17 protein-coding genes and 1 pseudogene are annotated in these 17,727 nt (G+C 70.8%); 6 read left to right on the forward strand and 12 right to left on the reverse strand.

The features are described from left to right. Window positions 1-62: 62 nt before the first annotated feature. The gene (locus tag IO24_RS0106515) at window positions 63-275 is read left to right on the forward strand and encodes a PspC domain-containing protein (RefSeq protein WP_031132820.1); all 213 of its coding nucleotides are present in this window, start codon (window positions 63-65) and stop codon (window positions 273-275) included. A gap of 82 nt (window positions 276-357) precedes the next feature. On the opposite strand, the gene IO24_RS0106520 is transcribed toward IO24_RS0106515, so the two are convergent. Both IO24_RS0106520 and IO24_RS0106525 read right to left on the reverse strand, forming a co-directional pair. Further along, window positions 358-699 (reverse strand): hypothetical protein, encoded by a 342-nt coding sequence (locus IO24_RS0106520; protein WP_031132821.1) that lies wholly within the window; start codon window positions 697-699, stop codon window positions 358-360. Window positions 700-836: 137 nt separating this feature from the next. Then, a complete protein-coding gene (locus IO24_RS0106525) occupies window positions 837-1,994 on the reverse strand; it encodes an adenosine deaminase (RefSeq protein WP_031132822.1) in 1,158 nt (385 codons plus the stop codon). A gap of 123 nt (window positions 1,995-2,117) precedes the next feature. Between IO24_RS0106525 and IO24_RS0106530 the strand changes: the two genes are divergently transcribed. Continuing rightward, the gene (locus tag IO24_RS0106530) at window positions 2,118-2,876 is read left to right on the forward strand and encodes an alpha/beta hydrolase (RefSeq protein WP_031132825.1); all 759 of its coding nucleotides are present in this window, start codon (window positions 2,118-2,120) and stop codon (window positions 2,874-2,876) included. 69 nt (window positions 2,877-2,945) lie between these two features. On the opposite strand, the gene IO24_RS0106535 is transcribed toward IO24_RS0106530, so the two are convergent. Further along, window positions 2,946-3,908, reverse strand: coding sequence for a LysR family transcriptional regulator (locus IO24_RS0106535; RefSeq protein ID WP_031132827.1), 963 nt, complete (start codon window positions 3,906-3,908; stop codon window positions 2,946-2,948). A gap of 62 nt (window positions 3,909-3,970) precedes the next feature. Between IO24_RS0106535 and IO24_RS0106540 the strand changes: the two genes are divergently transcribed. The 3 genes from IO24_RS0106540 to IO24_RS0106550 all read left to right on the forward strand — a co-directional run bounded on the left by IO24_RS0106540 (window position 3,971) and on the right by IO24_RS0106550 (window position 7,658). Beyond that, window positions 3,971-5,245 (forward strand): MFS transporter, encoded by a 1,275-nt coding sequence (locus tag IO24_RS0106540; RefSeq protein ID WP_031132829.1) that lies wholly within the window; start codon window positions 3,971-3,973, stop codon window positions 5,243-5,245. A gap of 95 nt (window positions 5,246-5,340) precedes the next feature. Beyond that, a complete protein-coding gene (gene dnaN, locus IO24_RS0106545; protein ID WP_031132831.1) occupies window positions 5,341-6,489 on the forward strand; it encodes a DNA polymerase III subunit beta in 1,149 nt (382 codons plus the stop codon). Window positions 6,490-6,641: 152 nt separating this feature from the next. Further along, window positions 6,642-7,658 carry a sigma-70 family RNA polymerase sigma factor gene (locus IO24_RS0106550; RefSeq protein ID WP_031132833.1) on the forward strand — a complete coding sequence of 339 codons (1,017 nt, stop codon included), beginning with the start codon at window positions 6,642-6,644 and terminating at the stop codon, window positions 7,656-7,658. On the opposite strand, the gene IO24_RS42725 is transcribed toward IO24_RS0106550, so the two are convergent. Continuing rightward, window positions 7,542-7,928 carry an STAS domain-containing protein gene (locus IO24_RS42725; protein WP_157851237.1) on the reverse strand — a complete coding sequence of 129 codons (387 nt, stop codon included), beginning with the start codon at window positions 7,926-7,928 and terminating at the stop codon, window positions 7,542-7,544. The genes IO24_RS0106550 and IO24_RS42725 overlap by 117 nt on opposite strands. 136 nt (window positions 7,929-8,064) lie before the next feature. Here IO24_RS42725 and IO24_RS0106555 point away from each other — a divergent pair, with 136 nt between their 5' ends. Continuing rightward, the gene (locus IO24_RS0106555; RefSeq protein ID WP_031132835.1) at window positions 8,065-8,985 is read left to right on the forward strand and encodes an AEC family transporter; all 921 of its coding nucleotides are present in this window, start codon (window positions 8,065-8,067) and stop codon (window positions 8,983-8,985) included. A 12-nt stretch (window positions 8,986-8,997) separates the two neighbouring features. Here IO24_RS0106555 and IO24_RS46210 read toward each other — a convergent pair. The 8 genes and pseudogenes from IO24_RS46210 to IO24_RS0106590 all read right to left on the reverse strand — a co-directional run. After that, window positions 8,998-9,159, reverse strand: a pseudogene (locus IO24_RS46210) (Uma2 family endonuclease); the annotation flags it as partial. A gap of 122 nt (window positions 9,160-9,281) precedes the next feature. Continuing rightward, complete coding sequence (locus IO24_RS0106560; RefSeq protein ID WP_031132837.1) at window positions 9,282-10,565, reverse strand: thymidine phosphorylase; 1,284 nt, start codon at window positions 10,563-10,565, stop codon at window positions 9,282-9,284. 85 nt (window positions 10,566-10,650) lie between these two features. Beyond that, on the reverse strand, window positions 10,651-11,055 hold the full coding sequence (locus tag IO24_RS0106565) for a cytidine deaminase (protein ID WP_031132839.1): 405 nt from the start codon (window positions 11,053-11,055) through the stop codon (window positions 10,651-10,653). After that, complete coding sequence (locus tag IO24_RS0106570; RefSeq protein ID WP_031132840.1) at window positions 11,052-12,317, reverse strand: ABC transporter permease; 1,266 nt, start codon at window positions 12,315-12,317, stop codon at window positions 11,052-11,054. The genes IO24_RS0106565 and IO24_RS0106570 overlap by 4 nt, the downstream gene beginning before the upstream one ends. Continuing rightward, window positions 12,314-13,432 carry an ABC transporter permease gene (locus IO24_RS0106575; protein ID WP_031132842.1) on the reverse strand — a complete coding sequence of 373 codons (1,119 nt, stop codon included), beginning with the start codon at window positions 13,430-13,432 and terminating at the stop codon, window positions 12,314-12,316. Before IO24_RS0106575 ends, IO24_RS0106570 begins: the two co-directional genes overlap by 4 nt. Further along, window positions 13,432-15,003 carry an ABC transporter ATP-binding protein gene (locus IO24_RS0106580; RefSeq protein WP_031132844.1) on the reverse strand — a complete coding sequence of 524 codons (1,572 nt, stop codon included), beginning with the start codon at window positions 15,001-15,003 and terminating at the stop codon, window positions 13,432-13,434. The genes IO24_RS0106575 and IO24_RS0106580 overlap by 1 nt, the downstream gene beginning before the upstream one ends. 210 nt (window positions 15,004-15,213) lie before the next feature. Then, the gene (locus IO24_RS0106585) at window positions 15,214-16,263 is read right to left on the reverse strand and encodes a BMP family lipoprotein (RefSeq protein ID WP_031132846.1); all 1,050 of its coding nucleotides are present in this window, start codon (window positions 16,261-16,263) and stop codon (window positions 15,214-15,216) included. 283 nt (window positions 16,264-16,546) lie between these two features. After that, window positions 16,547-17,590, reverse strand: coding sequence for a BMP family lipoprotein (locus IO24_RS0106590; protein ID WP_031132848.1), 1,044 nt, complete (start codon window positions 17,588-17,590; stop codon window positions 16,547-16,549). Window positions 17,591-17,727 lie beyond the last annotated feature (137 nt).

Raw genomic sequence — 17,727 nt, forward strand, 5'->3', positions numbered from 1 at the left:
CGTGGAGTGCAGATGGGGTACTCGGAGAAGAGGCCCCACACACCCTCACGAAGGAGTCGCACATGTCCCGCCCCGCCCGCCCCACCCACGGCCGCATGATCGGCGGCGTGTGCGCCGCGCTGGCACGGCGCTTCGGCACCTCCGCGACGACGATGCGGGTGATCTTCCTGGTCTCGTGCCTGCTGCCCGGCCCGCAGTTCCTTCTGTACATCGCGCTGTGGATCCTGCTGCCCTCCGAGGACAAGACGCACGGCAAGGCCCAGACGGCCTGGTAACGCCGGTCTTGGAGAACGCCGATGGGGCGCACCCCGTGCAGGTGCGCCCCATCGGCGTGTGTGTCCGCCTCGGCGGGGAGGGTCAGACGACCGGCACGCCGTTCACCGGCAGGCCCTGCGTCGGGAGCCCGCCGAGCAGCTTGGCGGCCGGGCCGGTCGGGCCCTGGGCGAGCAGCTGCCCGGCGACCGGCTGGGCGGCGGCGAGACCGGTACCGGCCAAGGTCTGCCCCTGGCCCACCGCCTCACCCGAGCCCGCCGGCAGCGTCTGGGAGAGCTGCTCCGCGGGGAGCGCCGCGGTGACGGTCTCCAGCGCCTGGGCGGTGTCCGGGAGGGCCGGGGCGGCGTTGGCGGAGCCCGCTCCGGCGGCGGCGAAGGCGGCACCGAGAGCGGCGACACCGAGGGTCTTGGCAGCAGACTGCTTCATGAAATGCGTCCTCGTAACGGGATGACGGGTGTGAGCGGTTCAGCGACCGTATTCACGCGGCCCCGTCCGCCGCAAACATCGAAATGCGGACGGATGGTGAACACCGTCCGCACTCGCTGTGCGCGGCATATCCCCGATCAGCCCTCCGAGGTGTCAGAACCGCTGGTGGAAGCGGTCTGACGGAACAGCCATTCGGATTTCAGCTCGGCATATCCGGGCTTGATCACGTCATTGATCATGGCCAGCCGTTCATCGAAAGGAATGAATGCTGATTTCATCGCATTGACGGAGAACCACTGCATGTCGTCGAGCGTGTATCCGAATGCCTCGACGATGTGCTCGAATTCCCGGCTCATGCTGGTGTGGGACATCAGGCGGTTGTCCGTGTTGACCGTGGCGCGGAAGTGCAGGCGGCGCAGCAGCCCGATGGGGTGCTCGGCGTACGAGGCGGCCGCTCCGGTCTGGAGGTTGGAGCTCGGGCACAGCTCCAGCGGGATGCGCTTGTCCCGGACGTAGGAGGCGAGCCGCCCGAGTTCGACCCGGCCGTCCTCGTGGACCTGGATGTCGTCGATGATCCGTACGCCGTGCCCGAGCCGGTCGGCGCCGCACCACTGCAGGGCCTGCCAGATGGAGGGCAGCCCGAAGGCCTCGCCGGCGTGGATGGTGAAGTGGTTGTTCTCGCGCTTGAGGTACTCGAAGGCGTCGAGGTGCCGGGTGGGCGGGTAGCCGGCCTCGGCGCCGGCGATGTCGAAGCCGACGACACCCAGGTCGCGGTGACGATTGGCGAGTTCGGCGATCTCCAGGGCGCGGGCCGCGTGCCGCATGGCGGTGAGCAGCGCGCCGACGCGGATGCGCAGTCCGCTCTCCCGGGCGCGCCGCTCGCCTTCCCGGAAGCCCTCGTTGACGGCCTCGACGACCTCTTCGAGGCTGAGGCCGCCCTCCAGGTGCTGCTCGGGGGCGTAGCGCACCTCTGCGTAGACGACGCCGTCCGCGGCCAGGTCCTCGGCGCACTCGGCGGCGACCCGGACCAGGGCGTCGCGGGTCTGCATGACGCCGACGGTGTGGGAGAACGTCTCCAGGTAACGTTCCAGGGAACCGGAGTCGGCGGCCTCGCGGAACCAGACGCCGAGTTTCTCCGGGTCGGTGTCGGGCAGCTGCGAGTAGCCGCCGGCGCGGGCGAGTTCGACGATCGTGCCGGGGCGCAGACCGCCGTCGAGGTGGTCGTGCAGCAGAACCTTGGGCGCCCGGCGGATCTGGTCCGGTGTCGGGGTGTTCGCGATGGTCTGGCTCGTCATTTCCGCACTCTAACTCCTACGCGCGTAGACGGCGCGTTCCCGGATGCTTGGCGTTTTCGTCGATACGTAACGGTGATCCCAAGGACGGGTCGGGTACACCCACGCTTCTGACACTGTTCTGTCATGGCACACCAAGCGACGCCGGTTCGCAGGGCCCGGCTGGGCAGGGCACTCGGTCCGGAGCCGACGGCGGTGAGCGGCGTGGTACTGCTGCTCCCGGGCGGCGACGAGGTCTCCGGCCGCAGACCGTCTTCCATGCTGGCGACCGCCTCCGTGCGCGGCCTCGGGCGACGGCTGGCCCGCGCGGGCCGGGACGAGGGTCTCGCCGTGCACGTGGTGCACTACCGCTGCCGTGGGTGGAACGGCAGCGAGGCCAATCTCGCGCAGGACGCGACCTGGGCGGCCGACGAGACCGTACGGCGCTACGGGGACGTCCCGGTCTGCCTCGTCGGGCTCGGGATGGGCGGCCGGGCCGGGTTGCGGGCGGGTGGCCACGAGGCCGTCAACTCCGTGCTGGCGCTCGCCCCTTGGCTGCCGGAGGAGGACGTCGCGGCGCCACCCGAACCGGTGAAGCAGCTGGTCGGACGCCAGGTGCTGATCGTGCACGGCACGAACGACGGGCGGACGGACCCCGAGCTGTCGTTCCGGCTGGCGGCGCGGGCGAAGAAGGCGAACCGGGACGTGTGCCGGTTCGAAGTACACGCGGACGGACACGGGTTGAGTCAGTACCGGGACGAAGTTCTGGCCCTTGCCCAGGACTTCGTGATGGGGGCGCTGTTCGGGCGGGCCGTGTCGCGGCCCGTGCGGGACGCGTTCGCCGCGCCGCCGCCGTTGGGGCTGCGGATGCCGCTGGCCGCGGGGTTCAGCCCTTCGAGGCGGTAGCGCCGTTGGCGTGCTTGCCAGGGAGTCCGTGCGGGTCGTTCGTGGCTCGCCGCGCAGCTCCCCGCGCCCCTAGGTGGGCAGCAAGCTGCCTCTCCTTGAGAGAAGGAACTTCTTGAAGGCCGCCACCGGGGGCGTGTCCGGGTGGCCTTCCAGCCAGGCCACGCCGATCTCGCGGGCGGCCCGGGGGGCCGTGACCGTCAGTTCCACCACGCCCGGGCGCGGGACCGCCGGTGGGGGCAGGAGGGCCACACCCAGGCCCGCCGCCACCAGGCCCCGCAGGGTCTCCGCCTCCTCCCCCTCGAAGGCGATACGTGGCTTGAAGCCGGCCTCCTTGCAGAGGTCGTCGGTGATGCGGCGCAGGCCGTAGCCGGGTTCCAGGGTGACGAAGGTTTCGTCCGCCGCCTCGGCGAGGCGGATACGGCGGCGACCGGCCAGGGCATGGTCGGCGGGGACGACCAGGCGCAGCTTCTGCTCGTCCAGGCGGCGGGCCACCAGGTCGGGGGCGTCCGGCACCGGTGACGTCAGGCACAGGTCGAGCTCCCCGGCGCGAAGGCGTTCCAGCATGGCCTCGCCGTAGTTCTGGACGAGGCTGAAGCGGACGCGCGGGTGGTCGGCGCGGAAGGCGTGCAGAAGACCCGGGACGGTCTCGGCGCCCATGGTGTGCAGGAAGCCGAAGGCGACCTTGCCGGTGGCCGGGTCGGCGTCGGCGCGCACCTCCTCGGCGGCGCGCTCGACCTCGGCCAGGGCGCGTTCGACGGAGGCGAGGAAGGTGCGGCCGGCCGGGGTGAGGGAGACCGTGCGACCGTGCCGGGCGAACAGGTCGACGCCCAGGTCCTGCTCCAGGCGAACCATGGACCGGGACAGCGTCGACTGGGGGACGTTCATCTCCTGGGCGGCGCGGGTGACGTGCTCGGTGCGGGCGACGCCCGCGAAGTAGGCGAGGCGCGGCGCCAGCACCTTCGACATCTCTGCCATGTCTTCTGTGTCACTGCTTGGTGACAGGCGGGGCTGTGAGCTCGGTTGATGCACCATGGGAACGATTATGACCGTTCCGTGCATTGGACGGATGAGTACGGCGTCCGTAGGTTCGAGGCATGTCTCCCGCCAGTACCAAGGCGTCCACCGTCGTGGGCGCCGATGCCTCTGCTCCTGCTGCCGACTCACGTGTCTCCCCGGGCGGCCCCGGCTACCGCCGGATGAGCTTCGCCCTCTTCCTCGCGGGTGTCGCGACCTTCGCACTGCTGTACTCCACCCAGGCGCTGCTCCCGCTGATCTCCGGCGAGTTCGGGGTGGCGGCGAGCGATGCGAGCTGGACGGTGGCCGCCGCGACGGGTGGGCTGGCGTTGTTCGTGCTGCCGATGAGCGCCCTGTCGGAGCGCTTCGGACGCCGTGCGGTCATGACCGCGTCGCTGGCCGTGGCCGTCACGCTCGGTCTGCTGGTGCCCCTCGCCCCCTCCCTCGGTGTGCTGATCGCACTGCGGGCGTTGCAGGGTGCCGCCCTGGCCGGGCTGCCGGCGTCGGCGACCGCGTATCTCGCGGAGGAGGTCAGCCCGAAGGCGCTGGTCACGGCGATCGGTCTGTTCGTCGCGGGCAACAGCGTGGGCGGGATGAGCGGCCGGGTCATCACCGGCTGGGTCGCACAGGAGTGGGGCTGGCGGATCGCGGTCGGTGTCATCGGGGTGATCGCGGTGGCGTGTGCGGTGGCCTTCCGGCTGCTGCTGCCCGCCCCGAAGCACTTCAAGGCCGGTTCGCTGCGGCCGCGCGTCCTGGGCCGGACGGTCCGCGACCATCTGTCCAACCCGCTGCTGTGCCGGCTGTACGCGATCGGCGCGCTGTTCATGACGGTGTTCGGCGGCGTGTACACGGTCATCGGCTACCGGCTGACCGAAGCCCCGTTCTCACTGCCGCAGGGCATCATCGGCTCGGTCTTCCTGGTGTACCTGGTCGGCACGGTGTCGGCGTCCACGGCGGGCCGGCTGGTCGGGCGGCTGGGCCGCCGGGGCGCGCTGTACGCGGCGGGCGGCACGACGGCGGCCGGCCTCCTGCTGTCCCTGGCGGGCTCTCTCCCACTGGTCCTGCTGGGTCTGGTCCTCATCACGGGCGGCTTCTTCGCGGGCCACGCGGTCGCCTCCTCCGCGGTCAGCAAGACGGCCGCGCACGGCCGCGCCCAGGCCTCGGCGCTGTACCAGTCCGCGTACTACATCGGCTCCAGCGCGGGCAGCACGGTCGGCGCGATCGCCTTCCACGCGGGCGGCTGGGCCGGGACGGTCGGGGTCGGACTCCTCGCGGTCCTGGGCGTCGTGACGATCACCGTCTTCGGGACCCGGGCGGCACGCCTGCAGCGCCGGCAACTGGCCACGGCTGCCTGAGCATCGACGCCACTCCCCCTGGTCGGGGCCGGTTGTCAGTGGGTGCGGATACCGTCCGCACCCACTGACCACCGGACCGAGCAGGGGGAGTTTTCATGGAGTTCCGGGTCGACCGTGCGGAGTTCGCCGACGCCGTGGGCCGGGCGGCACGCGCGCTGCCCGGGCGGACGCCGGTGCCGGTGCTGGGCGGGCTGCTGCTGGAGGCGGACGCGGGACGGCTGGCCGTCACGGGGTTCGACTTCGAGGCGGCGGTCCGGGTGGAGGCCGACGCGGCGGTCACGGCGCCCGGGCGGGTGCTCGTCCTGGGGCGGCGGCTGCTGGACGTCTGCCGGGTGCTGCCGGACGGGCCGGTGGGCTGCGTGCTGGAGGCCTCCCGGTTCACCGTGGAGGCGGACGGCACGCGCTTCGGGCTGTCGACGCTGCCGCTCGCGGAGTACCCGTCCCCGCCCGGGCCGCCCGCGCCCTACGGCACCGTCGACGCCGCCGCCTTCGCGACCGCCGTCGCCCAGGTCGCGGTCGCCGCCGGACGCGACGACACGCTGCCCCTGCTGACGGGCGTACAACTGCGCCTCGACGGCGGCGAGATGACCTTGTCGGCCTCGGACCGCTACCGGTACGCGGTGCGGCGGCTGGAGTGGAAGCCGGAGGCCGCCGCCGGTGACGGGGTCGTGGAGATGCTGCTGCCCGCGCGGCGGCTGCTGGACGTGGCGCGGTCGCTGGGGCGCGGCGGGGACGTGCGGATCGGGTGGGAGCCGGGCGGGGGCGGCGGACTGGTCGGCTTCGAGGGCGGGCGGACGCGGACCGCGCTGCGGCTGCTGGACGGGCGGCTGCCGGCGTACACGTCGCTGTTCGACATGGCGGGGGCCGCGGTCGCCGAGGTGGAGCGCGAGGACCTCGCGGAGGCGGTGCGGCGGGTCGCGGTGGTGGCGGAGGCGAACAGCCCGGTCCGGCTGGACTTCTCGGCCGGCGGATCCGTACGGCTGCGCGCCGGCTACGGCGACGACGTGGCGGCCCAGCGGCTGCCCGCCACGCTGAGCGGCGCCGACGAGATGCCGGTGGCGTTCAACCCGGCCTACCTGCTGGACGCGCTCGCCTCCTTCGAGAGCCCGCGGGTACGGCTGGAACTGCTCGGGGCGGGGCAGCGGGCGCTGCTGCACGCCGTGCCGGGCGACGGGGAGGCGGATGCGGGCGCGGAGGCCGGGGAGCACCGGCATCTGCTCATGTCGGTCAAGGAGCTCGTGTGAAGGCCCGCACGCCTGTCGCCGCCGGTCTGGATCACCTGCTCCCACCTGCGCCTTTGTGCGCTCAAGGGGCCGTTGTCAGTGGGCTGCGGTAGCTTCCGGAGTGCTGGGGCGCAAAGGCGCGTGAACAGAACGTCCACATGGGGTGGGTGGAGATGGCGAACGGCACGGCGACATCGACGGACCTGGACATCAGGCTGGAGGCGCACCGAACCGAGCTGACGGGGTACTGCTACCGGATGCTCGGCTCCTCCTTCGAGGCCGAGGACGCGGTGCAGGACACGATGGTCCGCGCCTGGCGCAGCTACGACAAGTTCGAGGGCCGCTCCAGTCTGCGCTCCTGGCTCTACCGCATCGCGACCAACGTGTGCCTGGACATGCTGACCGCGGGCAACAAGCGCGCCCGGCCCATGGACCTGACCGAGTCCACCCCGCTCGCCCGGGCAGCTCTCTCCCCCCGCCCGGACAACACCTGGCTGGAGCCCATGCCGGACGCCCGTGTGCTGCCCACGACCGAGGACCCGGCCGAGGCGGCGATAGCGAAGGAGTCCGTGCGGCTCGCCTTCATGGCCGCCCTGCAGCAGCTCCCGGCCAAGCAGCGGGCCGTGCTGATCCTGCGCGAGGTCCTCGCCTGGAAGGCCAGTGAGGTCGCCGAGCTGCTGGACACCTCGGTGGCGTCGGTGAACAGCGCCCTGCAGCGGGCCCGCGCGACCCTGGCCGAGCGGCAGGAGCCGGGCGCCGACGCGGCCGTCGCCGACCCGCTGGACGAGGACCAGCAGAAGCTGCTTGACCGCTATGTGGCGGCCTTCGAGGGCTACGACATGACGGCGCTGACGGCCCTGCTGCACGAGGACGCCGTCATGACGATGCCGCCGTTCGACCTGTGGCTGACCGGCACGCGGGACATCACCGGCTTCATGACCACCCTCGGCGCGCCCTGCGCGGGCTCCCGGCTGGTGCCCGTCCAGGTCAACGGCCTGCCGGGGTTCGCCCAGTACAAGCCGGACCCCGAGAAGGGCGGCTTCACGCCGTGGGCGGTCCAGGTGCTGGAGATCTCAGAGGGCCGGATCACCGGGTTCCACTGCTTCCTCGACACCCAGCGCTGGTTCCCGCTCTTCGACCTCCCCCTCCACCTCGAAGCGGAGACCGACCAGGTCGAGCAGGGCGCGTAGGGCCGGGTCGGGGTCGCGCAGCCGGATCCGGCCCCCGGCCCGCCGGGCGGCCAGCTGGAGCCTCGCCAGCAGGTCGACGGCGGCGAGTCCCGGCGGCCCCAGGCCCGCGACATCGCACACCACGACCCGGGCACCGCTGCCGTGCAGCAGTGCCCGCACATCGTCGCTGAGCCCTCTCACCTCGTCCCGGGTGACGGGGCCGGGCAGTACGAGTACGGGCGGTGTCATGGCGTCCACGATCGGTAGACCGGGCGGGCGGATGTAACTCATCGCGGCTGTCCGTCCTGTCGGCGCCGTAAGGATCACATTGACCCGGGCAGCACCTTCCCCGGAGGGTTGGCTGTATGCCCCAACCATCTCCCCCGGCCGTGCTGCCCGATGCCCTCCTCACCGGTGGGGAGGCAGCGTGCAGGGGGTGCTGAGCGGGTTCGCGGTCATCGCCGTCGTCATCGGCGTCGGCTATCTGATCGGGCGCCGGGGCCATCTCGGCGAAGGCGGGCGCGAGGTCCTGACCAAGCTCGCTTTCCACGTGGCGTCCCCGGCGCTGCTCTTCACGACCCTCGCGCAGGCCGACCTGTCCGTGATCTTCTCCGACCGGCTGCTGGTCACGGCGTTGAGCACGGCAGCGGCAGCCGGGGTCTTCGTGGCGGTGGGTGCGGCGCGTGGCTGGGGCGTGGGCCGGACGACGATCGGCGCGCTGTGCTCGAGCTACGTCAACTCCGGGAACCTGGGCATCCCGATCGCCGTGTACGTGCTGGGCGACGCGTCGCTGGTCGCACCGGTGCTGCTGTTCCAGCTGGTCGGGGTCACGCCGGTGGCGCTGACGGTCCTGGACCTGGCGAGCGGTGGGGAGAAGCGGCCCCTGTGGCAGCGGCTGCTCACGCCGCTGCGCAATCCGATAGCCCTGGGCTCCCTGGCCGGGGTGGCGGTCTCGGCGTCGGGCGTCACGGTGCCGGGACCTCTGATGGATCCCCTGACCCTGATCGGCAACATGTCGGTGCCGGCCGTGCTCCTGGCCTTCGGCATCTCCCTGCGCGGCAGCACGCTCCCGCTGCGCGGCGCGGAACGGGCCCCTGTCCTCCTCGCCGTGGCCCTCAAGGCGGTCGTCCAGCCGCTGGTCGCCTGGGCTCTCGCAGCGGGCGTCTTCGGCCTCCACGGGGCGTCCCTGCTCGACGTGGTGGTGACGTCGGCACTACCGGCGGCCCAGAACCTGTTCACGTACGCGAGCAGCTACCAGGTCGGCGAGGTCCTGGCCAGAGAGGCGATCCTGCTGTCGACGGTACTGGCGGTGCCGGTGCTGGTGGTGGTGGCGGCGGTGCTGGGGTGACGGTCGGTCGACCGGAAACTCACTGGTGTCGATCGTCACGTCGAACGGGTCCGGCAGCTTGAGGGGATCACCGAACTTCACGGCGCTCAGGACGCGGTACACCTCGCCCTTCGGCTCCCAGTACAGCGTCGCCGTCGGCCCCCGGGGAGCCCAGCGGTCGACGAGGAGGCAGAGCGCCCGGCTCACGGTGAGTGCGCTCATGGCGGTCTCCCATCGATGCGTCACCGGTCCCAGCATGCCGAACGGGACCGGCGGGGGTCCACCGGTCCCGTTCGCCCGAAAGGGAAACCGCCTGGTCAGGCGATGCGTTCCAGCACCACCGGCGACGCCGTGAAGTCCGTCCCCGGCGCGGCGATGTCGTAGGAGCCCTCGATCGACCGGAGGGCGTAGTCGAAGCGCTCGGGGGTGTCCGTGTGGAGGGTCAGCAGGGGCTGGCCCTCGGTGACCTGGTCGCCGGGCTTGGCGTGCATCTCGACGCCCGCGCCCGCCTGGACCGGGTCCTCCTTGCGGGCGCGGCCCGCGCCGAGGCGCCAGGCCGCGACGCCGATGTCGTAGGCGTCGAGGCGGGTCAGGACGCCCGAGGCCGGGGCCTTGATCACGTGCTGTTCGCGGGCCACCGGAAGCGCCGCGTCCGGGTCGCCGCCCTGGGCCGCGATCATGCGCCGCCAGACGTCCATCGCCGAGCCGTCGGCCAGGGCCTTGGCCGGGTCGGCGTCCTTCACTCCGGCCGCGTCGAGCATCTCGCGGGCCAGGGCGATCGTCAGCTCGACCACGTCCGCCGGACCGCCGCCCGCCAGCACCTCCACCGACTCACGGACCTCCAGGGCGTTGCCGGCGGTCAGGCCGAGGGGCGTGGCCATGTCCGTGAGCAGAGCGACCGTCTTCACACCGTGGTCCGTGCCCAGGCCGACCATGGTGGAAGCCAGCTCGCGGGCGTCCTCGATCGTCTTCATGAAGGCGCCGGTGCCGACCTTCACGTCCAGGACCAGGGAGCCCGTGCCCTCGGCGATCTTCTTCGACATGATCGAGGAGGCGATCAGCGGGATCGCCTCGACCGTGCCGGTGACGTCCCGCAGGGCGTAGAGCTTCTTGTCGGCGGGGGCCAGGCCGTCGCCCGCCGCGCAGATCACCGCGCCGGTGCCGTCCAGCACCGACAGCATCTCCTCGTTCGAGAGCAGGGCGCGCCAGCCGGGGATCGACTCCAGCTTGTCCAGGGTGCCGCCGGTGTGGCCGAGGCCGCGGCCCGACAGCTGGGGGACGGCCGCGCCGCAGGCGGCGACCAGGGGGGCCAGCGGCAGCGTGATCTTGTCGCCGACGCCGCCCGTGGAGTGCTTGTCGGCGGTCGGGCGGGACAGGGACGAGAAGTCCATGCGCTCGCCGGAGGCGATCATCGCGGCCGTCCAGCGAGCTATCTCGCGGCGGTTCATGCCGTTCAGCAGGATCGCCATGGCGAGAGCGGACATCTGCTCGTCGGCGACCTCCCCGCGGGTGTACGCGTCGATGACCCAGTCGATCTGCGCGTCGCTGAGCTCGCCGCGGTCCCGCTTGGTGCGGATGACGGAGATGACGTCCATGGCCATGGCTTGGCTTCCTTCCGAGGGTTCCAGAAGCCGCACGGCCCCTCCGAGCCGGTCGCGTGAGCGACTCAGGGGGGCCGTACGGGGATTACTTGGTGAGGTGGTCCGGGCCGAAGGCCTGGGGCAGCATCTGAGACAGCGACAGGATCCCCGCCGGGGTCTCCAGCAGGAGGTCCGGGCCGCCGAACTCGTGGAGCAGCTGGCGGCAGCGGCCGCACGGGACGAGTGTGGCACCGTCGCGGTCGACACAGGTGAAGTGCGTCAGCCGGCCACCGCCGGTGTTGTGCAGCTCGGACACCAGGCCGCACTCGGCGCACAGTCCGAGGCCGTACGAGGCGTTCTCCACGTTGCAGCCGGAGATGATCCGGCCGTCGTCGACCAGGGCCGCCACGCCGACCGGGTAGCCGGAGTACGGGGCGTACGCCCGGGACATGGCGTCCCGGGCCACCGCACGCAGCTTCTCCCAGTCGACGTCCGGGCCGGTGCCGGTCACTTGCCCTGCCCCTTCCGGTACGGCATGCCGTTGGCCCTCGGCATCCGCAGCCGCTGCGCGGACAGGGCGAGGACGACCAGGGTGATGACGTACGGCGTGGCGGAGACGACCTGGTTGGGGACCTCGTCGGTGGTCGCGTACCAGGCGAACACCAGGGCGGCGACGACCGCGGTGATCATCGCGGGGACGTACTTCTTGCGGACGACCAGCCAGACGGCGCCGATGATGAGCAGCAGCGCGCCGAGCAGCAGCAGGGCGTGGACGTTGGCGGAGCCGCCGCGCAGGTTGAGGCTGTCGGTGTAGCCGAACAGGCCCGCGCCGAGGGCGAGGCCACCCGGCATCCAGTTGCCGAAGATCATCGCCGCGAGGCCGATGAAGCCGCGTCCGCTGACCTGGCCCTCCAGGTAGAAGGGGTTGGCCACGGTCGACAGGAAGACACCGCCGAGGCCGGCCAGACCGCCGGAGATGACGACGGCGATGTACTTGTACTTGTAGACGTTGACGCCGAGGGACTCGGCGGCGACCGGGTTCTCGCCGCAGGAGCGCAGCCGCAGGCCGAACGCGGTGCGCCACAGGATCCACCAGGTGGCGGGGATCAGCGCGATGGCGATCAGGGTCAGCCAGGACACGTTGGTGACCAGGCCGCCGAGCAGGCCGGCGATGTCGGAGAGGAAGAACCAGCCCTGGTTGTTGAGGTCTCGCAGCGCGTCGGACAGTCCCGGCACGGTGAAGTGGCCGAGCGAGTCCACCGCCGGGGACTGCTTGGCGGAGCCGCCGGTGTGTCCCTCGAAGGCGAGGGGCGCGAGGTAGCGGGTGGCGCCGAGGGCGAGGATGTTGATGGCCACACCGGAGACGATGTGGTTGACGTTGAACGTGACGGTCACGAGGGCGTGCAGCAGACCGCCGATCGCGCCGCCGAGGATGCCGACCAGGACACCGGTCCACGGGCCCCACTGGAAGCCGGCCCAGGCGCCGAACCAGGTGCCGAGGATCATCATGCCCTCGAGGCCGATGTTGACCACGCCCGCGCGCTCGGCCCACAGGCCGCCGAGACCGGCGAGGCCGATCGGCACGGCGAGCTGGAGCGCGGTGGACATCTGGCTGACGTTGGTGATGCCGTCGGCGCCGGTGATGAGGCGGACGATCGAGGTGAGCGCCAGGCCTCCGGCGATGATGAGCAGCAGGACGGGCCACGACAGGCGGCGGCCGGTCGGCGCCGCGGGCTGCAGCGTGGGCTGGTTGACGTCGGTCGCGGTGGTCATCGGCCAGCCACCTCCTTCGTGTTCTGAGCGCCGAGGACGTGTCCGGCGGCGAGTTCGGCGCCGACGCGACGCTGCTGGCGGCGCAGACCCCATTCGCGGACGGCCTCGTAGGAGACGACGACCGAGAGCACGATCAGGCCCTGCATGATGACCGCGATCTCCTTGTCGTAGCCGTGGAAGTCCAGCTCCGGCGAGGCCTTGTCGAGCCAGGCCCACAGCAGGGCGGCGAAGGCGATGCCGACGGGGCTGTTGCGGCCGAGCAGGGCGATGCCGATACCGAGGAAGCCGATGCCGGTGGGGAAGTTCAGGCTGTAGGTGTGGGTGTCGCCGAGCAGGATCGGCAGGCCGGCGAGGCCCGCGATGCCGCCGGAGATCAGCATGGCGCTGAGCACCATGCGCTTGGGGTCGACGCCGCTGGCCGCGGCGGCGGTCTGGGAGGCGCCGGAGGCGCGCAGGTCGAAGCCGAAGCGGGTGCGGTTGAGGACGACCCAGTAGCCGATGCCGAGCAGGACGGCGAGCAGCACCAGGCCGTAGATCTCGCCGGCCGCGCCCATGGGGATGCCGGGGATCCAGCCGGACTCGTACATCTCGCCGGTGGTGTTGTTGTTGCCGACCTTCACACCGAAGACGTCCGGCAGCCACAGGTAGGCGATCACGGAGGTGGCGATCGCGTTGAGCATGATCGTGGCGACGACCTCGCTGACGCCGCGGGTGACCTTGAGGACACCGGCGATGCCGGACCAGAAGGCGCCGGTGAGGACGGCGGTCAGGAGCAGCAGCGGGACCTGGAGGGGAGCCGGCAGGTTCATGTGGGCGCCGACGACGGCGGCCATCATGGCGCCGAGCTGGTACTGGCCGTCGACACCGATGTTGAACAGGTTCATCCGGAAGCCGATGGCCACCGCGAGGGCCGCGATGTAGTACATCGAGGCCTGGTTGATGATCAGCACCTGGATGTCGGAGAAGCCCAGCTGCTCGAACATCAGGGCGAACGGCTCGACGGGGTTCTTGCCCGACGCGAGCAGCACGATCGCGCTCAGGACGAAGGCCACGGCGAGCGCGATGACCGGTCCGGCCACCGCGAGGAGCACGCGCTCCTTGTCGAACTTCTTCATCAGCGGGCCTCGTCTTCACCAGACTCGGGGGCGTCGGCCTTCGAGATCTCGGGGGTTTCGTCGTGCTCGAGGTGCCCGGTGGCGGCACCGGTCATGGCCGAGCCGAGCTCCTCGGGGGTGATGGTGGCCGGGTCGGCGTCCGCGACCAGCTTGCCGTTGTAGATCACGCGCAGCGTGTCGGACAGGCCGATCAGCTCGTCCAGGTCGGCGGAGATCAGCAGCACGGCCAGGCCTTCGCGGCGGGCGTCACGGATGTGGTCCCAGATGGCGGCCTGGGCGCCGACGTCCACGCCCCGGGTGGGGTGCGCGGCGATGAGGAAGCGCGGCTTGTGGCTCATCTCGCGGCCGACGATCAGCTTCTGCTGGTTGCCGCCGGACAGGGAGGCGGCGGTGACGTCGATGCCAGGGGTGCGGACGTCGTACTCCGTGACGATCCGGCGGGTGTCCTCCTGGGCCGCCTTCGGGTCCAGCCAGACGCCCTTGGCGAGGGGCTTCTCCGTGACGTGGCCGAGGATGCGGTTCTCCCAGAGGGGTGACTCCAGGAGGAGGCCGTGGCGGTGCCGGTCCTCGGGGATGTAGCCCATGCCCTGCTCGCGGCGCCTGCGGGTGGGCCAGGCGGTGATCTCCTCGTCGGCGAGCCGGATGGTGCCGCTGTCGGCGGACCGCAGGCCGATGAGGGCGTCGACCAGTTCGGTCTGGCCGTTGCCCTCGACACCGGCGATGCCGAGGACCTCGCCCGCGTGGATGGTGAAGCTGATGTCGTCGAGGAGGGCCTTGCCGCCGGGGGCCGCGAGGCGCAGTTTGTCGACGCTGATGACGGGGCGGTCGGTGACCGTGGACTCGGCCGTCTCGGGCGTGGGCAGCTCGCTGCCGACCATCATCTCGGCGAGCTGACGGGGCGTCGTCTCGGCGGGGACGGCCGTGCCGACGGTGGTGCCGCGGCGGATGACGGTGATCTCGTCGGCGACGGAGAGCACCTCGCCGAGCTTGTGCGAGATGAAGATGACCGACAGGCCCTCGGCGCGCAGTTCACGCAGGTTCGCGAAGAGCGCGTCGACCTCCTGCGGCACGAGCACGGCGGTCGGCTCGTCGAGGATGAGGGTGGTGGCGCCGCGGTAGAGGACCTTGAGGATCTCCACGCGCTGGCGGGCGGCGACGCCGAGTTCCTCGACGAGGAGGTCGGGCTTGACGTCGAGGCCGTAGCGCTCGGAGAGCTCCTTGATCTTGCGGCGGGCCCTGGCTCCGATGCCGTAGAGCTTCTCGCTGCCGAGGACCACGTTCTCGAGGACCGTGAGGTTGTCGGCGAGCATGAAGTGCTGGTGGACCATGCCGATGCCGCGGACGATGGCGTCGGCCGGCGAGGAGAAGCTGACCTGCTGACCGTCGACGGCGATGGTGCCCTCGTCCGGCTTCTGCATCCCGTAGAGGATCTTCATCAGCGTGGACTTGCCGGCGCCGTTCTCGCCGACGAGGGCGTGCACGGTGCCCTTGCGGACGCTGAGGTGGATGTCGTGGTTGGCCACGACTCCGGGGAAACGCTTGGTGATCCCGGCGAGTTCGACGGCGGTCACCGAATCGTTGACCGCCGCTCCGGCCGGAGGGCTGCTGGACGCGTTGATGGCGCACTCTCCTGGGGACGGGGGCCGTCTACGCGCGTAGCGCCCCTACGGCATACAAAGGGGCCGACGCCCCGCGGCAACGGGGTACGAGGAGCAGCTCCCCGTACCCCGTCGAGCGGACGTAACCCCGGGGGTTACCGCCTGCTTCGAGGCAGTCGCTCGTCAGCTGCTCTTGACCTTGATCTCGCCGCTGATGATCTTCTCCTTGGCCGTCTTGATGGCTGCCTGGAGCTCGGCGTCGTCCGCGAACTTCGGGTTGGAGTTCGACAGGCTCACCTCGCCGGTCTTCAGATCGCCACGAACGATACCGGTCTCGGGCTTGCCGTCCTCGACCGACTTCGCCAGGTTGTACACCGCCTTGGCGACGTCCTTCATCGCCGAGGTCAGGATGGAGTCCTTGTACTTGGCAAGGGCTTCCTGCTGGTACTGGTCCGAGTCGACACCGATGGCCCACACCTTGTTGGCGGCGGCGGCCTCGATGACACCCTGACCGGACAGGCCGGCGGCCGCGTAGACGACGTCGGCCTTCTTCTCGATCTGGCCCTCGGCAGCCGTCTTGCCCTTGTCAGGGCTGGCGAAACCGCCCTCCTCGGCCGTCTGGGTGAGGTACTGGGAGAGCACCTTGACCTTCGGGTCGGTGTCCTTGACACCCTGCGCGAAGCCCGCCTGGAACTTGTGGATCAGCGGGATGTCCACACCGCCGACGAAGCCGACGACCTTGGTCTTGCTCGTCCTGGCGGCGGCGACACCGGCCAGGTAGGAGGCCTGCTCCTCGTTGAAGACCAGGTCGGCCACGTTCTTGGTGTTGATCGTGGCGTCGTCGACGATGCCGAAGGTGGTGTCCGGGAACTTCTCGGCGGCACCCTTCACGGCCGAGGCGTACGCGTAGCCGACACCGATGACCGGGTTGTAGCCCTGCTTGGCCAGGGAGGCCAGGCGCTGCTCCTTGTCGGCGTCCGTCTCGCCCTCGGTGGGCTCCACGTCGGCCGTCTGGTACCCGAACTCCTTCTTCGCCTGCTCCAGGCCGGCGTAGGCGGCGTCGTTGAAAGACTGGTCGCCCTTGCCGCCGACGTCGTAGGCGATGGCGAGACCCTTGTCGCCCTTCGAGTCCGACGACCCGGCGGAGGTCGAGGTGCCGCCGCAGGCGGAGAGCGCGAGGGCCAGGGAGGCGGTCGCTGCGCCTGCGACCGTGATCCGGGAAATCCGGCGCATGTGTGGGTGCTCCTGTCGTACAACGAGGTCGCACAGCGCCGGGACGGTTCAGCTTCAGCGCTGGCTTCGCCGCAGATTAACGCGCGTAGACCTGCCTGAAAACCCCTTCTGTCCACCTTGTTATGCGCCCGTGGCCAAGCCATCACCGGGCCTTGGTCCGGGCATTGCCGACCGCAAACGGGGAGTGGCGCTGGGTGATCCGGTTTCGGGAGAGCCGGGAAACGCGAAGCGGGCGGGCACCCAGAGGGGTGCCCGCCCGCTTCGGCTGGTCAGACCGGTCGGCTCACTCGGTGTTGACCTTGATCTTGCCGTCGATGATCTCCTGCTTGACCTTGTTCACGGCGTCCTGGAGACCGGCGACCTTCGCGTACTCCGGGTTGGACTCCGACAGGCCCACGCCGTTGACCTTCAGGTCGAACGTCTGGGTGCCGGTCAGCGGCTTGTCGTCCTGGACCGACTTGGACAGGGCATAGACCGCACCGCCGACATCCTTGAGCGCGGAGGTGAGGATGGAATTCTTGTACGGGGCGAGAGCGGCCTGCTTGTACTGGTCGGAGTCGACGCCGATCGCCCAGACCTTCGCCTTGGCGGCGGCCTCGATGACGCCCTGTCCGGACAGGCCGGCGGCCGCGTAGAGCACGTCGGCCTTCTTCTCGATCTGGCCCTCGGCGGCGGCCTTGCCCTTGTCGGGGCTGGCGAACCCACCTTCCTCGGCGGTCTGCGTCAGGTACTGCGACAGGACCTTGACCTTGGGGTCGGTGTCCAGCACGCCCTGCTTGTATCCGGCCTCGAACTTGTGGATCAGCGGGACGTCCACACCGCCCACGAAGCCGACCGTGTTCGTCTTGGTGGCCTTGGCGGCGGCGACACCGGCCAGGTACGAGGCCTGCTCCTCGGCGAAGATGAGGGATGCCACGTTGCCGCCCTCGACCGTGGAATCGACGATCCCGAAGGTGGTGTCCGGGTACTTCTTGGCCACGGCCTCCATCGCGAGGCCGTAGGCGTAGCCGACGCCGATCACCGGGTTGTAGCCCTGCTTGGCCAGCGACGCCAGGCGCTGCTCCTTGTCGGCGTCCGTCTCGCCCTCGGTGGGCTCGATGTCGGCCGTCTTGTAGCCGAACTCGTCCTTGGCCTTCGTCAGGCCGGCGTAGGCGGCGTCGTTGAAGGACTGGTCGCCCTTGCCGCCGACGTCGTACGCGATCGCGACGCCGCGCTCGCTGGTGTCGCTGTCGCCGCTGTCGCTGCTGGTGCCGCCGCAGGCCGTGGCGACGAGCCCGAGCGACGCGACCCCCACCGCGACGCGGGTCAGTTTGGAAATCCGACGCATCTGAAGTTCCCCATTCTCCAAAGCCCCGCAGTGGGTGCTCGGTTCGGCGCACATTAACGCGCGTAGACACTCCTGGGAACCAGGCCTCGCCTTGCCGTTATCCATTCGTGCCGATCGCTGATTAAGCCCGTGTGAAC

The sequence above is a fragment of the Streptomyces flavovariabilis genome (assembly GCF_000725785.1).
GTDB classification, from domain to species: domain Bacteria; phylum Actinomycetota; class Actinomycetes; order Streptomycetales; family Streptomycetaceae; genus Streptomyces; species Streptomyces hawaiiensis.

Excerpts from the sequence above, each read along its gene's own strand:
- IO24_RS0106575 (WP_031132842.1), bottom strand. The coding sequence starts at position 13,432 with ATGAAGAAGTTCGACAAGGAGCGCGTGCTCCTCGCGGTGGCCGGACCG.
- IO24_RS0106550 (WP_031132833.1), top strand. The coding sequence starts at position 6,642 with ATGGCGAACGGCACGGCGACATCGACGGACCTGGACATCAGGCTGGAG.
- IO24_RS0106585 (WP_031132846.1), bottom strand. The coding sequence starts at position 16,263 with ATGCGCCGGATTTCCCGGATCACGGTCGCAGGCGCAGCGACCGCCTCC.
- IO24_RS0106520 (WP_031132821.1), bottom strand. The coding sequence starts at position 699 with ATGAAGCAGTCTGCTGCCAAGACCCTCGGTGTCGCCGCTCTCGGTGCC.
- IO24_RS42725 (WP_157851237.1), bottom strand. The coding sequence starts at position 7,928 with ATGAGTTACATCCGCCCGCCCGGTCTACCGATCGTGGACGCCATGACA.
- IO24_RS0106515 (WP_031132820.1), top strand. The coding sequence starts at position 63 with ATGTCCCGCCCCGCCCGCCCCACCCACGGCCGCATGATCGGCGGCGTG.
- IO24_RS0106590 (WP_031132848.1), bottom strand. The coding sequence starts at position 17,590 with ATGCGTCGGATTTCCAAACTGACCCGCGTCGCGGTGGGGGTCGCGTCG.
- IO24_RS0106525 (WP_031132822.1), bottom strand. The coding sequence starts at position 1,994 with ATGACGAGCCAGACCATCGCGAACACCCCGACACCGGACCAGATCCGC.
- IO24_RS0106570 (WP_031132840.1), bottom strand. The coding sequence starts at position 12,317 with ATGACCACCGCGACCGACGTCAACCAGCCCACGCTGCAGCCCGCGGCG.
- IO24_RS0106560 (WP_031132837.1), bottom strand. The coding sequence starts at position 10,565 with ATGGCCATGGACGTCATCTCCGTCATCCGCACCAAGCGGGACCGCGGC.
- IO24_RS0106540 (WP_031132829.1), top strand. The coding sequence starts at position 3,971 with ATGTCTCCCGCCAGTACCAAGGCGTCCACCGTCGTGGGCGCCGATGCC.
- dnaN (WP_031132831.1), top strand. The coding sequence starts at position 5,341 with ATGGAGTTCCGGGTCGACCGTGCGGAGTTCGCCGACGCCGTGGGCCGG.
- IO24_RS0106530 (WP_031132825.1), top strand. The coding sequence starts at position 2,118 with ATGGCACACCAAGCGACGCCGGTTCGCAGGGCCCGGCTGGGCAGGGCA.
- IO24_RS0106535 (WP_031132827.1), bottom strand. The coding sequence starts at position 3,908 with ATGGTGCATCAACCGAGCTCACAGCCCCGCCTGTCACCAAGCAGTGAC.